This is a genomic window from Microcoleus sp. B13-B6 (assembly GCF_036705405.1).
Classification (GTDB): Bacteria; Cyanobacteriota; Cyanobacteriia; order Cyanobacteriales; family Microcoleaceae; genus Microcoleus.
The window spans coordinates 1-15,678 of record NZ_JAUBUJ010000093.1; the positions used below are offsets into that span (position 1 = coordinate 1).

Annotated in this window: 12 protein-coding genes; 3 read left to right on the forward strand and 9 right to left on the reverse strand. The window is 49.0% G+C overall.

Going from position 1 to position 15,678, the window contains the following annotated elements; genetic code table 11:
* Positions 1–198: 198 nt before the first annotated feature.
* From QUB35_RS30415 to grpE, 9 genes are all read right to left on the reverse strand, one after another.
* On the reverse strand, positions 199–372 hold the full coding sequence (locus QUB35_RS30415; protein WP_333145345.1) for a hypothetical protein: 174 nt from the start codon (positions 370–372) through the stop codon (positions 199–201).
* A 67-nt stretch (positions 373–439) separates the two neighbouring features.
* Positions 440–637, reverse strand: a complete 198-nt coding sequence (locus QUB35_RS30420) for an NblA/ycf18 family protein (protein ID WP_006635253.1) — start codon at positions 635–637, stop codon at positions 440–442.
* Between the two features lie 527 nt (positions 638–1,164).
* Positions 1,165–1,893 carry a biopolymer transporter ExbD gene (locus QUB35_RS30425; RefSeq protein ID WP_333145346.1) on the reverse strand — a complete coding sequence of 243 codons (729 nt, stop codon included), beginning with the start codon at positions 1,891–1,893 and terminating at the stop codon, positions 1,165–1,167.
* A gap of 15 nt (positions 1,894–1,908) precedes the next feature.
* Positions 1,909–2,694 carry a MotA/TolQ/ExbB proton channel family protein gene (locus tag QUB35_RS30430; protein WP_333145347.1) on the reverse strand — a complete coding sequence of 262 codons (786 nt, stop codon included), beginning with the start codon at positions 2,692–2,694 and terminating at the stop codon, positions 1,909–1,911.
* Positions 2,695–2,935: 241 nt separating this feature from the next.
* Positions 2,936–4,186 carry a ribosome small subunit-dependent GTPase A gene (gene rsgA / locus QUB35_RS30435; protein ID WP_333145348.1) on the reverse strand — a complete coding sequence of 417 codons (1,251 nt, stop codon included), beginning with the start codon at positions 4,184–4,186 and terminating at the stop codon, positions 2,936–2,938.
* Entirely contained in the window at positions 4,183–4,473 is a 291-nt protein-coding gene (locus QUB35_RS30440; RefSeq protein ID WP_333145349.1) for a sulfurtransferase TusA family protein, read from the reverse strand. Before QUB35_RS30440 ends, rsgA begins: the two co-directional genes overlap by 4 nt.
* A 291-nt stretch (positions 4,474–4,764) precedes the next feature.
* Positions 4,765–5,892, reverse strand: coding sequence for a molecular chaperone DnaJ (gene dnaJ / locus QUB35_RS30445; RefSeq protein ID WP_333145350.1), 1,128 nt, complete (start codon positions 5,890–5,892; stop codon positions 4,765–4,767).
* 132 nt (positions 5,893–6,024) lie between these two features.
* Positions 6,025–8,190: a molecular chaperone DnaK gene (gene dnaK, locus QUB35_RS30450; RefSeq protein WP_333145351.1), complete on the reverse strand. Its 2,166-nt coding sequence runs from the start codon at positions 8,188–8,190 to the stop codon at positions 6,025–6,027.
* 295 nt (positions 8,191–8,485) lie between these two features.
* Positions 8,486–9,280, reverse strand: a complete 795-nt coding sequence (gene grpE, locus QUB35_RS30455) for a nucleotide exchange factor GrpE (protein ID WP_333145352.1) — start codon at positions 9,278–9,280, stop codon at positions 8,486–8,488.
* 1,825 nt (positions 9,281–11,105) lie between these two features.
* Between grpE and QUB35_RS30460 the strand changes: the two genes are divergently transcribed.
* From QUB35_RS30460 to QUB35_RS30470, 3 genes are all read left to right on the forward strand, one after another.
* Positions 11,106–13,115 (forward strand): GspE/PulE family protein, encoded by a 2,010-nt coding sequence (locus QUB35_RS30460; RefSeq protein WP_333145353.1) that lies wholly within the window; start codon positions 11,106–11,108, stop codon positions 13,113–13,115.
* 75 nt (positions 13,116–13,190) lie between these two features.
* Complete coding sequence (locus tag QUB35_RS30465) at positions 13,191–14,291, forward strand: type IV pilus twitching motility protein PilT (protein ID WP_333145355.1); 1,101 nt, start codon at positions 13,191–13,193, stop codon at positions 14,289–14,291.
* A 161-nt stretch (positions 14,292–14,452) separates the two neighbouring features.
* Entirely contained in the window at positions 14,453–15,580 is a 1,128-nt protein-coding gene (locus QUB35_RS30470; protein ID WP_333145356.1) for a type II secretion system F family protein, read from the forward strand.
* Positions 15,581–15,678: the final 98 nt, after the last annotated feature.

The window sequence follows — 15,678 nt, forward strand, 5'->3', positions numbered from 1 at the left end:
CTGAGGGATAACCGCTCCCATGCTCCCGATGAAGTAAGAAGCAAATGTCGAGACTTGTCTAGTATTTGTGTAGCAGGTCGCGCTCAGATGTCCGACTAGCGCCATTGCTGTCAGACCTCATCCGCTGCAACTAAAGACAAATATATTTAATAGTTAAAAATTTTAATGGGTTAAAAAATTAACACTTATTATTAAGAGTTATCCAATTTTCGAGGCGAGGCGCGATAAATTATCTTTGCGATCTCCGGTGGTGTCGATCGACAAACTGCTGACCTCGACTTCCACATTCAGTGAAATCCACAAAGGAATTGTAAAATTTTCCTCACGTCTGTACAGATGCCTTCTACCTTCTGCCTTCGAGTGACGCCCCATCACCCCCAACTCCTTTCCGCTTGAGGGAACAGAGTAAGAGACGGAGGTCGCCGACTGCGACTCTTGGTTATTCAACGCCTGGGTTAGGTTCTAAACCCCAGTGGTGTTTCAGAAAATGGCGGTACATGGTTTCTCGTAGCATCATTTGCTCGTAAAGCTTGACCAAAAACTCCTGAGCTTGTTCACGGCTCATGTCACTTACCTGTGTTTTGAAGGAACACAGGCTAAATTGCTGTTCCAAAGACAATTCTGCTGGTTGGCTCATGACTTTGACTCCTCTGTAAGTAAAGGTGACTTAAAAGTGAACACCTGGATTAACCAGATTTGTAAGTTGTTTCAGCGATCGACCATTGGTTTCGGGATGCCCGATTTCCCATCTGGCTTTAGTCTATATTACAAAAGGTAACAATGATTTGACAAAATTACCATATGTCCTAAGAAATAACTTACTTAGGGATAGAGATGCCGAGATGTCTGCAAAAGTTCCTTCCGCAGGCATATACAAGTGTATCTACTTGTCAAGAGAAAAAAGGCTCAGTACGAACCAAAAGAATTGAAGCCCTTTATACCAAATCCGGCGGAGATTCTCTCCGCGAGGGGGAGAGGGGGAGAGGGGGAGAGGGGGAGATGAGGAGAGTGGAAGATGGGGAGAGGGGCAGATGGGGAGATTGGGAAAATTTCTATTTCTCTGTTCTCCCTTCTTCCTTCTCCCTTCTTTCGACTTCCATCGGACTGACATCCGTTACATCCGTTACCTCCGTTACACAATCCGTTGCCGAACCTTCTTCCTAACTAATTCGAGGGCCCGCCATCCTGCGGTGGAGTGGCGATTCCGGGTCTGAAATTGGGAGCAGCGGGTGCAGGCGAAACCGGAGGAATGCCCTGATTTGCCCCAAAGTTACTAGGCTGCTGTGGAGCCGGGAGAGGGGATTGAAACTGATTCGGATTGAACTGCTGCTGCCCAGAAGTGGGGAGAGGGGATTGAAACTGATTGGGGTTGAACTGTTGCTGCCCCGGAGGCACAGGAGACGGCAGGGGTTGACCGGAATTGCCGATCGCAGGTGCCGCAGGAATGCCAGAATTGGGAAGCGAGGTATTGGGCAATGGGGAGGGAGCCGAACTAGGAAGAGTTGCCAGGGCAACTCTATCGCCCCCTACCTCTCTCAATTTGTCTAAAACCTCGACAACTTTGGCATATCTAGCATTTTGAGGAGCGTACAGCACCATCAACCCCGTAGGATTTTGGCTTTGGAAACTCTTTAAAACTCGATCGAGTTGTTGGTAATTAACAGGCAATTGGTCGATATAAGTTTGACCGAAATCGTCAATGCTGACAATCAGCATCTCTCGCATCTGTACTTGTCCTGTCTTCGCTTTAGGCAAATCCACATTAATGGCTTGCTGCCGAGTCAGTTGCAAAGCCGCCAGGAGAAAAAACGTCAGAATGCAAAAGATCACGTCAATTAAAGGCACCAGTTCAATCCGAGCCTCTTCCGCAGGAGTATCTAGATTAATCTTCATCAGTTCTCCTTGATTCTAATTATTAGAAGGTGAATCTTCAGCCGGATCGGAACCTTTCAATTTCGGCTCCCGATTCCGTTCTCCCGATTCTTGAGAATTGAGAGAACGCCTGTTCAAACCATCTGCACCAAAAGAAGAATTGCTGTATTCTGCACCGGGTGCTCGACCCTTAGCATTAGCTGCAGGCCAGTATTGCCTGTAAAGCAATTCCAGTTCATTTCCAGCTTTGCGAAATATTTTGGCCTGGTTGAACAAAAAAGCTTGAAATATCCTATAAAAGGCCAAGCTAAAAATTGCTACTATCATCCCAGTAGCAGTCGTGATCAGCGCCTCGCTAATCCCCAAAGTTACGCCAGTTGTTGCCGCCGTGCCGATGTCGCCCAGACGGATGGAACTGAGCGAGTTAATCAAGCCCAAAACTGTTCCCAGCAAGCCCAGCAACGGGGCTAGAGCGATCGTAGCTTCTAAGATTTTGTCACCGCGGCGCATCGAAGCCAACTCTTCATCGGCTGCAGCTTCGAGTGCAAGTCGAAATAAGTCTGGTTCGGGATTGTAGAGCCGCAGGGGTGCAGAAAGAAATCGCCCGATCGGCTGTCGGTTAGCTTGTCTGGCAATCTCGTTAGCAGCCCCCCAATCGCTGCGAGCCGCTTCAAGAATCCGGTTAACTATCTGCTTTTCTTTGCTCAGGAGGCTTGCCCAAAACCACAAGCGCTCGATAATTGTACTCAAAGATAAAATCGATAACAGCAACAGGGGCCACATGGCGGGGCCGCCTTTTTGAAACAGTTCTTGAATATTCACAATATTTTTGCTCCTGCAGTACCCGCTAACTTTTGCTTCTGTTCTACTTTTTTTAACAAATCTAAGGCCATTTAATTTTAGCTATTAATGTACTCAGGACTTACGCACTCGCGACTAAAGAAAGCCGATTTTGGGAAATGGGCATCGGGGTACAACGAAGTATTTTCGTCGAGCAAACCCGGTTTCCGGGTAAGTCTTGGTACTGTTTTCTAGTGCCGGCGCGCGATGGGCGGCGACTTCCTCACAACTCGTCTAAATCTTGACACATATTTTGCAGCGATTGGTGTTGAAGGCGGCGGGAAGAGCGGCGATATTTTTTTGTTTGCAGCTTCGGTTCGTAATGCTGCGTACCATCCGACTTGGTTTGCTGCTTCAAACTCGATTCGGCACTGCTAGAGTTTTGCAGAGCTTGTTGGCGGACGATCGCCTCTTCGAGAAACTGCAAGTAATACTCATAGCGCTCCCAAGCTCCCCGCACCACACAGTTAGGCTCGTCTCGGTGCGAACAGTCGCTAAACTGGCAGCTACCCAAAGCTAGCCTCTGGCGCGCTTCTGGGAAATATTCCGCTAACTCTGAGGGATCGCATTCGAGAGCCGGCTGATTAAAGCCCGGAGTATCGGCCAAAAGTCCGCCGCCGGGAAGTTCAAATAGTTCGACGTGGCGAGTCGTGTGGCGGCCGCGGCCGAGTTTGCCGGAAACAGCGTTCACTCGCAGATTCAGGGCCGGGATCAGTTGGTTGATTAAGCTGGACTTGCCAACGCCAGAAGGGCCACAAATTACCGTTATTTTTCCTTGCAGGTGGTCTAGAAGCAAGTTCGGCAACGGGCTATGTACGGGGTTTAACGGATGTAACGCCTTGACCGAATTTGGAAGTTGGGGGTTATCCTCAGAACTCAGCCGAGATGGCTCTATTTTCTCCGCTAAGTCATTTAAATGCGGTTCCGAGGCAAAAATTTCATTTTGACCCTTAGCGGGAGCTTCCTGAACTCCTGCACCGCTGCGGACGCTAATAAACATGGGTTCGTAGCCCCAGCCTGAAAGCCGATCGCGCCACTGTTCCAACTCATCGGGCGTCACCAAATCGCATTTGTTCAGGCACAAACTCACCTCTAAACCTGTAGATTCGGCCTTGACTAAAAACCGAGTTAATGATGCCGGATCTAAGTGTGGTTCAGCAAGGGCAAAAACAAGGAGAATGCGATCGGCATTAGCTACAGGTGGGCGGTTGAGTTCTGTTTGGCGGGGGAATACTTCAGAAATTGCTCCCCGGCGGTCAGTCCAGTCGGGTTCGTCTACCACCACGCGATCGCCCACCATCACCTGTTGACCAATTTTTTTCAGTCTAGTGCGACGAGTGCACAGGAGAGTCGGAGAATCCGCGAGGGGAGCATTTTTCCCGTCAATGGAGACTTCGGGATCTAACCTCACTTGGTAGAAGTTAGCCTGAACAGCAATTACAGTACCCACGATGGAGGGTGAATTCAGGCTCATCCTGCTTCCTTGTCTTCTGGGCGCTGCACTTTCATTGAAAAAAAACCCGACTCCGGCTGATCCGCGACAAATTCCGTTTCCAGAATCTGGTAGCCTTCCATTTTGAGACTATCAGGTACTTGTTCGATCGGCTCCCCAGCATCCAGCCACACTTCCAAAACAGCACCCGGTGCCATTTGCTCCAAGCGCAGTTTAGTGCGGACAAAATTCAGAGGACACGGAGTACCCCGCAGATCGATTTTGGCATCTGGGGATTTGGGATTTTCAATTTTCGATGTTGAATTCATAATACTTTTTGCAATCTCAAATCCTGAAAGCCTTAGTTTTTTAAACAAGTTGCCTGGAAACTGGAGAATCTAAAATTTTGTGTCCAATTGGACACAGACTGTTATTCTTTCTGAAAAAAGTGAGCGCAATTGCGCTCACTTTTTTGAGCGCTGCTGAAACGCAATGCCCAGGAAGCGTCCCACCTGAGATTTTTGTGAGCAATTGCACACAATTTTTTGACAGATACTAAAACAAATGGCTGGGGAATCCTGAAACAGGAAAATTTGACACCAATTGGTGTCAAAAATTGCTTATTTCTGAAACAAATTCCCCAGAAATCCTTCCAAACCGCCTTTACCAGTACGATCGCCCTTCAGCTTAGCAAGCTGCATCAGCAATTCCCGTTCCTCAGCCGTCACCTTAGTCGGAATGTCAATAGACACCGTAATCAAATGATCGCCGCGACTGACTGGATTTCCCAACCGAGGCACCCCTTTTTTCTCAAGAGTCAGAACAGTATTCGCCTGAGTTCCGCTAGGAATCAACAATTCCGTCGGCCCGTCTACGGTTTCCACTTCCAACCGGCACCCTAAAATTGCTTGCAAATAACTAATTTTAACTTCCGAGCTAACGTTAATGCCGTCGCGCTTAAATAGCGGGTCTTCATTCACCGCCAAGAACACGTAAAGATCTCCGGGCGGCCCGCCCAGTTTGCCGGCATCCCCTTCATTGGAAACGCGCAAGCGAGTACCGTTGTCAACCCCAGCCGGAATTGTGATTTTCAGCTTTTTCATCACTTCTTTCTGGCCCCGGCCCCCGCAAGTTTCGCACTTATCCTCAATCACTTGCCCGGTGCCGTTGCAAGTGGGGCAAACTGAAACTTGAGTAAAGCTGCCGAAAGGAGTGCGGGTAGCGCGTCGGACTTGACCGCTGCCGGTACAAGTCGAGCAGGTTTGGGGTCTGGTTCCCGGTTTGGCGCCAGTCCCCGTGCAAGTCTCGCAGGTTTCTAGATGCTTGATGCGGAGTTCTTTTTCGCCACCAAACACTGCTTCCCGAAAATCCAGCCGCAAATCGAGGCGCAAATCGTCTCCGCGCACCGGCCCGCTGCGCCTGCGACCTTGCTGTTGTTGGCCGACGCCTCCCTGAAAGCCCTGAAAGAAGCTTTCAAAAATATCGGCAAAGCTGTCACCAAAGTCTTGGAAACCAGGTGCGCCTGCACCGCTGACGCCTGCTTCGCCGAAACGGTCGAAACGAGCGCGGGTTTCTGGTTCTGAGAGTACCTCGTAGGCGCGGTTAATTTCTTTAAACCGCTCCTCGGCACCGGATTCTTTGTTGACATCTGGATGGTACTTGCGAGCTAGGCGGCGGTAAGCACGCTTAATTTCTTCTTTGTCTGCGCTGCGAGAAACGCCTAATATTTCATAGTAATCACCGGCCATAGAGCTGCTTGCCTGGAGGTAAATAACAAAAAGTGTACGAAAAAGAAACGGGCTACCTTTCCTGAAATTACAGATTAAAAATCAAAAATTCTCATTGTTAATTTTTAACTTTTAATTTTTAGCTTTTCTGTTTTAAAGGAAAGGATTCATATCATCAACTTCTGGTTCGGGAACCTTCTGTTTTTGTTTTGACTGTGGATTGGACTGTGGACTTGGCTGTGGATTTGACTGTGGATTTGACTGTCGTTTTGACTGTCGCTCCGGCTTGGATTCCGGCTTGGATTCCAGCTTTGGTTCCGGCTTTGGTGCCGGCTTTGGTGCCGGCTTTGGTTCCGGCTTTGGTTCCGGCGGAGCTTGGGGCGCCACCTGCAGCTCTTCTTTCAGCAAAATGCTGTCGTCGTCCGCTTTAACCTCTTCTGGTTCTGATGATTCTACTTCTGACATCATCTCGCTTTCAACAACCGCTCCCGGTGGGGCTACCCCGCTGCGGGCTTGGTCGTAGACTGCTGTCCCCAGCGAGTATAGCAGTTGCTTGAAAGATTCGATTGCGGGGGTGAGTTCCTCGATTGTAATGTCGGGGTTAGTCATCGCTGCCCGCAAGGCTGCTGCGGCTGTTTCCGCTTCGGCCTTGAGCTCGTCGCTCAGCAGTTGGGCATTGGTTTTTAAAGTTACACCACAATTATAGACGAGGGAGTCAGCTTGATTTTTGAGTTCGACGAGTAGAGCGCGCTTGATGTCCTCGTCGGCGTAAAGTTCGGCTTCTTGTCGCATCCGCTCGACTTCGGTTTCGCTCAATCCCCCTGTATTGGAAATTTGGATGCTTTGTTCTTTTCCGGTTCCCTTGTCTTCAGCAGCCACTTTGAGAATCCCGTTGGCATCGATTTCAAAGGTAACTTCGATTTGAGGTACGCCGCGGGGAGCTGGGGGAATGCCTTTGAGCAGGAATTTGCCGAGACTTTTATTGTCTTTAACCAATGCCCGCTCGCCTTGGAGTACGTGAATTTCTACCGAGGTTTGCCCGTCTGCCGCCGTGCTGTACATTTGCGATCGGCTGGTGGGAATAGTTGTATTGCGCTCTATTACTTTGGTAAACACCCCGCCCAAGGTTTCGAGCCCCAGGGAAAGCGGCGTCACATCAAGCAGCAGCAAGTCTTTGACTTCACCACCCAGCACCCCGGCTTGAATTGCCGCGCCTACCGCTACAGCTTCGTCGGGATTGACGGATTTATCGGGAGAAACGCCCCCAAAATACTTGCTAATTGCCTTTTGAACTGCCGGAATCCGGGTTGAGCCTCCCACTAAAATAATCCTGTCTATGTCTTTGGGGGTCAAACTTGCGTCTTTGAGGGCTTGAGTCACCGGATCGATCGTCGCTTGCACCAAATGAGCCACCAGTTTTTCAAACTGAGCTTTGGAGAGTTCCATTTCCAAATGCTTCGGCCCTTTCTCGTCAGAAGAGATGAAGGGCAAATTGATTGAGGTGGATTCCCGGTTGGAGAGTTCGATTTTCGCTTTTTCCGCAGCTTCTCGGAGGCGCTGCAAGGCCATTTTGTCTTGTGAGAGGTCACTGCCTTCTTGAGTGCGGAAAGCTTCTACCAGCCACTGCACTATGCAGTCGTCAAAGTCATCTCCTCCGAGATGGTTGTTACCGGAGGTAGCGTTGACTTCAAAAATTCCGTCTCCCAGTTGCAGGATCGAAACGTCGAAAGTACCGCCGCCTAGGTCAAAGACCAAGATTTTCTGTTCTATATTTTGCTTGTCCAGCCCGTAGGAAAGGGCTGCCGCTGTCGGTTCGTTGACGATCCGCAGGACTTCTAGGCCGGCGATCGTACCGGCGTCTTTAGTAGCTTGCCGTTGGGCGTCTGTGAAGTACGCTGGCACTGTAATCACGGCTTGGGTAACAGTTTGTCCCAAATAAGCTTCAGCATCTTGCTTGAGCTTTTGGAGTACCATTGCCGAGATTTCTTGGGGAGTGTGAACCTTGTTCCGAATTTGGACGTTAACGGTATCGTCTTTGCCTTTTATGCAGGTATAGGGAGTCCGCGCTCGTTCTTCTTCCGTGTCGTCCCACCGCCGTCCGATAAATCGTTTTATACTGTAGACAGTATTTACAGCATTAGTTACAGCTTGCCGCTTGGCTAGTTGACCTACTAAGCGATCGCCCGCCTTGCCGAATCCTACTATACTCGGAGTTGTGCGGCCGCCCTCGGAATTGGCGATCACGACGGGTTTACCGCCCTCTAACACAGCTACGCAACTGTTAGTTGTGCCTAAGTCAATTCCAATAATTTTTCCCATAGCGCCTCATAAAACTTTGTGGGATGTTTGGAAACCTCCAACTACAGGTTGGGGGAAGAAAAACGACTCAGCTTGTTCAAACAAGCATCACCCGACCTGATTTGTAGGAAATAAACTTGATGTCAATCAGGCAATATCAAAGACGGGTAAAAACATTTTTCAGAATTTTTGGATAAAGCGCTGACCTGCTTTTAGTCATCTTTAATGTAAGAAGTTGGTGAGTCTGCCACCTTGGAACCCCCGAATTCTATTCGGGGGTAAGTGACTTTGAGGAATGCAGTAGCTTGTATCCCGATTAACCTTCCGAACTATCGGGATTTTCATCTGAGGCTACCACAGATAGCCCAGCCGCTGCAACTTTCACTTTGGCGTGCCGCAATACGCGATCGCCCAGAATGTAGCCGCGTTCTAGTTCTTGGATAATTGTTCCTTCCTCGTGTTCGTCACTTGGCTCGCTCAGCAGAGCTTCGTGGAGGTTGGGGTCAAACTGTTCGCCTTCGGGGCGCATCGGAGAAACCCCGATTTGCTTGAGGCCGTCTACCATTTGCTTGTAAACGCTTTGGTAGCTTTTGTGAATGTTCATTTCGCCATCGGTTTGCGGCTTGATGTGCGATCGAGCGCGCTCGAAATTGTCAATTACCGGCAACAGGGGTTTAATCGTGAGACACCTTGCCTGTAAATCTAGCTCTTCTTTTTCCTTTTGGGTACGCCTGCGGAAGTTCTCAAAATCTGCTGCTAGGCGGAGATTTTGATTTTTCAGTTCTTCTAGTTGAGCGGATGTGGCTTGCAACTGAGTTTTTAAAGCCTCTTTTTCATCGTTGGCCTGGGCCAGTTCCTTCTTCCAAGGCTCCGCCGCGTCTGCAGTCGGACTGTTGGTTGAACTGCCGGTGACGGTAGGCCCCGATGCGTTTGCTGGGGTGCGATCGCCCTGAGCACTTTGATAAGCTCGAGCAAGTTCGAGCTCCCAATCCGCCGATTCGTTCGAGTTTCCTGATGCCGCCGGATTTTCGCTTGCCATTGGCGAACCCTCTGGGGTGGTTTCCCCAGTTGAGTTAGGATCTTGATCTTGCTGTTTTTCCTCGTCAATCATCAGAAAAATGGGTAGAAACCCCGTCCTAAAAGGACGGCTTTACATTTTTGATTTACTACCGCCTTGGGACTGGTTGGCTCGGTGTGCTTTTGTGTTGCACTTTCAACGGGACAATTACCGCCTCAAACTTCCCAGCCCTGTACGCATAGTGTTTTGCTCTTTTCGAGCCTCCCTTGCGGGGTAATGTTAGCTTCGACAATGTTTTGAGAGCTTGTTAGGCCCAAAGCACTGTAAAGCGTGACCTTAGAACTGTTTAACCTTCAGCGACAGAGCAAGGAACTAGCTACGCATTCCAGGGTGTCGTGACTCTCAAAACGTAGGCAATTAAGCCTTAATCTGGTCAGAACGGCTTTCGAGATTTCTCTTTCAAGCCTCATGCCTGATAGCTGAGGTTCCTGACAAAAGCTGCGCGACAGAACCCTATCAATTCTAGCAGATACAGTTAACCCGGTAAATCTAGAGGACTCTAATTTAGAGTGTATGGCACAATGTGAAAAGAGGAAGTCTCGCCCGACCTGGAGACATTGCTCAAAGCTTTCCATAAAATATTCAAAGCCCCGTTTAAATATTTAGGTATAATATTATGGCATTAATGGGGCAAACCCAACGTTTGTTGGTTCCTGATTTTTAATTAACGCGATCGCCTTTACAACAATTTTTATAAGTATATTTGCCTGTTAAGTCTACTACAATATTCCCACTTAGGAGGCTTGATGTTTCAATGTTTACTTAAAACGAGAGAAACTTAAAGTTATCGTCGGTCAGACTGTGTTAGTCACAAGCTGACGCTGGCATTTGTTACCATTTGCTGAGTTTCCCAAGTCAGGAGAAAGAGCAATTTGTATGGAGTGACTAAGTAGTTAGCTGTGTGCTTGTGTAACTCAGATACTAGGTTGTTAATCTTGATGCGAATTGGGGGTGTGGTTTTTCTGAGTGGATACCGCCGAAGTCGCTTGAAGTATCGAATTTTGGCCAGTCAAATGATAGACTTTAGCTGGTCTGGCGGAGGTGTTCATCTGTAAATACGATTGATATCTAATTTGCCTCTTGCCAAGATTTTTGAACCGTCAAGCTTACCTCACAAAGGTTCGGACACCATGATAGAATCAAAGTAATATTTACTGACCCAAAACTAGAGTTGCTCAAAATTGGCCCAGGGGGCTCATGCAGCCGACGATCGGGCAGTGACCGATCGCAGATAATTAATCAAAATATATTTCAAAAGGGCGATCGAGGCTTTCGTAAAAGCTATCATCACAGAACAGAGCTCATCTTTAATTTAGTACAGCTAACCGCGCCACCACGGGCGCTGTAATTCGAGCAAACAATTTGGGAAAATAGAATTAGCCTGGGAGGGGGACACACCCCGCCCCGCTTTTCTCTCCCGGTACGGGGAACCTCCAAGTGATGTGCCCTGACGCTATAACGAGAGTATCCCGCAAGTTAATCAGGTAAGTAAGCAACTTAGCACTCAACGAACAAGATTTGATTGCAAGCACCCGCAAATCCCTCCAACATCTCGTCAATTTGTGGACGAAGCTTAGAGGGGAGTGCGAGCTTACACTGTAGAGATAGGGATTGAGCAAGAAAATCATATAGCCTTTCTCAGTAACATGAGGTGCTCATAGGGCTCCGTGGCCTCCGTGGCCTCCGTGGCCTCCGTGGCCTCCGTGGGCATAGGCATAGGACAAAGCCCCCATACCTCACAACGCTTGAGAACCCCTATAGCTGATCCATAAGCAAAGAATACGGGGGTTAAAACCCCGCCTTGGTTTTCCTCTCAGCACTCTGTGTGACTGAGTTTCCCACCTATTGAGTGTTTTTTATGACTAGCACATCCCCGCTTCGCTCCTCCACATCCATAGTTTCTGTGAGCCAATTTCCTCCGGCTCTCACCAAGATGATTCTGTCGGGTTACGTCAACGGCGAGCAAGTGAAGCAAGCTCAAATTGAAAGCCAGAAGTCGGGTAAGCGGTTGACTGAGGTATTAGAAGCACTTACCGGGCAGCCGTTGCCTCCAGAATTGCTGCGACTTTACAAGAAGCAGCAGATGTTTGAACGGAAGATAGTCTACGGCGTTGAAGCATTTGACCCGGAGATGAGCGAAATGTCTAACGAGCAACTCGGAGTTATGCTCGAGGCGTTGAAGATTTCGATCGACATTTGTCACCAAGGTCGGTTTTTACCCGTAGCGAAGACTGAAACTGAGCCGGCGGCGGTTTTAGTGGCAATGGTAGATCCCGACAACCTCAACGCCATAGAAGATTTGCGGCGGATTTTACAGCCTCACGGCTTGGCTTTGCAGCGACGGGTGATTACGCCAGACGACTATCAGGACATAACTTCGGCCTATCAAGACGAGCAAGTTAAGGTAGCAGCCAAAATAGCAGCAGCCGAAAAGCAGAGAAAGATGGATTTAGGGGAGGGAGATTTTGGCGAACTCTCCCTAGAAGAGGAGACTGCCGACCAAGAAGACCTCGCTAACACTTTGGACGATGCTGAGGCGGCTCCGGTAATTAAGGCCGTCAATATCATTTTGGCTAAAGCTTTGTCGGAAAAGGTGTCTGACATCCACGTAGAACCTCAAGAAGAGTTCATGCGGATTCGGATGCGGAAAGACGGGGTACTGCAAGAGTATTTCCGGTTTCCCAAGCAGGTAGTCGCATCGATTACCGCTCGTTTCAAGATTATTGCCAACCTGGATATTGCCGAACGCCGACAAGCTCAAGACGGCCGCATCCGCCGGGTGTTTGAGGGACGCACGGTGGATTTCCGGGTGAACTGCTTGCCTTCCCGGTACGGCGAAAAAATCGTGCTGCGGATTTTGGACAGTTCCAGCACTCAGTTGGGTTTGGGTTTGTTAATCTCCGACGAAGAAACTCTGGCTTTAGTGCGAGAAAGTGCTAGCCGTCCGTTCGGACTGATTTTGGTGACGGGGCCGACGGGTTCGGGCAAATCAACTACTCTCTACTCGATTCTGTCGGAACGGAACGATCCGGGGGTTAATATCAGTACGGCGGAAGACCCGATCGAATATGCTTTGCCAGGAATTACCCAATGTCAAGTAATTCGGGAAAAAGACTTGACTTTTTCCAACATTCTGCGGGCCTTTTTGCGGCAAGACCCTGACGTGATGCTGGTGGGGGAAACGCGGGACAAGGAAACGGCAAAAACGGCTCTGGAAGCTGCTTTGACCGGACACTTGGTGCTGACGACGCTGCACACGAACGACGCGGCCGGGTCGATCGCGCGTTTGGCAGAAATGGGCGTAGAACCGTTCATGGTTTCGGCCGCTCTGTTGGGCGTGTTGGCTCAGCGTCTGATGCGGCGCGTTTGCGACAAATGCTGCATTCCTTACCAGCCTACTGCCGCAGAACTCGGCAAGTACGGTCTGTCGCCTTCTCAAGAAATTGATCTAACTGTTTACAAAGCCAACACCATACCGGTGGAGGAAAGGAAGGAACTGGCAGAACGCGAGCAACTTTGTCGGAAGTGCGGCGGCATAGGCTACAAAGGACGGGTAGGGGTTTACGAGTTCCTGAAAAATACTGAGCGGCTTCAAACTCTGATCACTCAAGGAGCTCCCACAGAGCAAATTAAGGAAGCAGCAGTGGAAGAAGGGATGAAAACGCTACTGGCTTACAGCTTGCAGTTGGTGCGGGAAGGCGCGACTACTTTTGAAGAAGTCGAGCGTGTGACGTTTACAGACTCTGGCCTGGAGGCTGAAATGAAAGCAAAAAGCAAGCAGGGACTTACCTGCAAAACTTGTCAGGCGCAATTGAAGCCGGAGATGCTGGATTGTCCGTACTGCTTGACGCCACGCTTTTTGGATTGATTCAACAGTTAACTGTTGACTGTTAACTGAGCTAGATTGGTCAATAACTATCAATTCGATCGAGGAGAGGTATCTATGGGTCTGATGATTGAAGACGTACTGGAGTCCCTGGTAGAGCAAGGGGGTTCGGACATACATATCCAAGCGGGCGCGCCTATATTCTTCCGAGTCAGCGGGAAACTAACTCCTCAGACGCAATACGGCGACATTCTGTCTGCTGAGGAAGTGCAGATCCTAATTTTCCAAATGCTCAACAATATGCAGCGCAAGCAGTTGGAAATGGAGTGGGAACTCGACTGCGCTTACGGCGTTCGGGGATTGGCTCGGTTCCGCGTCAATGTCTACCGGGAGCGGGGTGCTTGGGCTGCTTGTATGCGGGCTCTGGCTTCTAAGATTCCTAACGCCGATGCTTTAGGCGTGCCGCAGATTTTGCGGGATCTGACGGAAAGACCCAGGGGTATGCTGTTGGTGACGGGACAAACGGGTTCCGGGAAAACTACTACGATGGCGGCGTTGTTGGATCTCGTCAACCGGACGCGGGCGGAACACATTCTAACAGTTGAAGATCCGATCGAATATGTGTTTCCTAATATCAAGAGTTTGTTTCACCAGCGCCAAAAGGGCGAAGATACAAAGAGCTTTGCTAATGCGCTGAAAGCTGCTTTGCGCGAAGATCCGGATGTAATTCTCGTGGGGGAAATGCGGGACTTGGAAACGATCGGTCTGGCAATTTCGGCGGCAGAAACGGGTCACATGGTGATGGGAACGCTGCACACTAATTCGGCTGCTGCAACGATCGATCGGATTTTGGACGTGTTCCCGCCCATTCAACAACCCCAAGTTCGCGCCCAGGTGTCTAACTCTTTGGTGGGAATTTGCAGCCAAAATTTGGTCATAAAAGTTGGGGGCGGCCGCTGCTGCGCTATGGAAATCATGGTAAATACTCCAGCTATGGCTAACTTGATCCGGGAGGGCAAAACTCCGATGATTTACTCTCAAATCCAAATGGGGGCAAAATTGGGGATGAGGACGATGGAAATGGCCCTCGCTGAACTTTACAAGAGCGGTAAAGTCACTTGGGAATCGGCAATGGCCAAGGCTTCTAAGGCTGACGAACTCGAACGCTTGATCGGCCCGGCACCTGTTGGTGATGGCAAAAAGGTAGGGGCTCATTAATTCAGTCGGCAGTCATTAGTCATTAGTTATTAGTCATTGGTCATTAGTCAGTTGGCCGTTAGCCGTTGTTATTAATTATGGGTAACAACTAACAACTAACAACTGACAACTGACACCTGACAACTGACAACTAAGTTTTAATAAATTTTCAGAGGTGAGCTGTGGCTACCAACGTTATCCGCGAAAAACCGAAAGGTGGCTTTGATTTCAGTAAGATTCAGGAGCAAATTGAATATAACCTTACCAGCCTTACTGTTAAGGATATGGCTATTTTTGCTCGTCAGTTTGCGGCTATGTTTAATGCAGGGGTGGCGATCGTTCGATGCCTTTCTGTGCTGCACGAGCAGTGTTCTAATGCTAAGCTGAAGCGAGCGCTCAGGAGCATGAATGCTGACGTGCAGGAGGGGATAAACTTGGCAGAGGCGATGGCTAAGTTTCCTGATGTTTTTGACCAACTGTTTATTAGTATGGTGGCGGCGGGAGAAGTCGGGGGGGTGCTGGATGAAACCCTAGATCGTCTGGCGGTGATGATGGAAAAAAATCACAAGACGGAGGCTGAAATTAATTCGGCGATGTCTTATCCGAAGACGGTGTTTTCTATCGCGATCGTGATTTTTTTCGCAATGACTATATTCTTGCTGCCAACTTTCGCCAAAATTTTTAAGGATATTGGTGCAGATTTGCCAGCATTTACGTTGTTTATGTTGGCAATTAGTGCATTTTGTACGGCTTGGCCTCCAATTCAACAGGTGACAGTTATTGGGGTGATTATAGCGCTCAAAATTGCCTTCGATATGTACTACAAAACTCCCATAGGTCGCCTACAAATTGATAGAATTGCGATGAAGTTGCCGATTTTTGGAGATTTGATCGAAAAATCTGCGGTGGCTCGCTTTTGCGTGATATTTGGGTCGCTGACGCGATCGGGCGTGCCGATTCTCAATTCTTTGGAAATTGTGCGAGATGTGGCGGGGAATCAGGCGATATCTAATGCGATCGAATATGCGAGACAGGAAATTCAAAGCGGTGGCATGATCAGTATTGCTTTGCAAGAACAAGCTGTTTTTCCGTCTTTGGCCATTCAAATGATGGCAATTGGGGAGGAGACAGGGGAACTTGACAAGATGCTGATGAAAGTTGGCGCTTTCTACGAAACGGAAGTGGAAGAAGCAGTAAAAGGACTTACCAGTATGCTAGAACCTCTGATGATTGTTGTCGTCGGTGGTATCGTAGGTTCGATTTTGCTGTCGATGTATCTGCCGATGTTCGCAGTGTTCCAGAAGCTGTAAAAAAGAGCTAATTAGTTATTAGTGATTAGTTAGTAGCAATTAACGCCTGACCAATGACTATTTCAATCGTCCCCAGGCTCTGCCTGGGCAGACTTTTG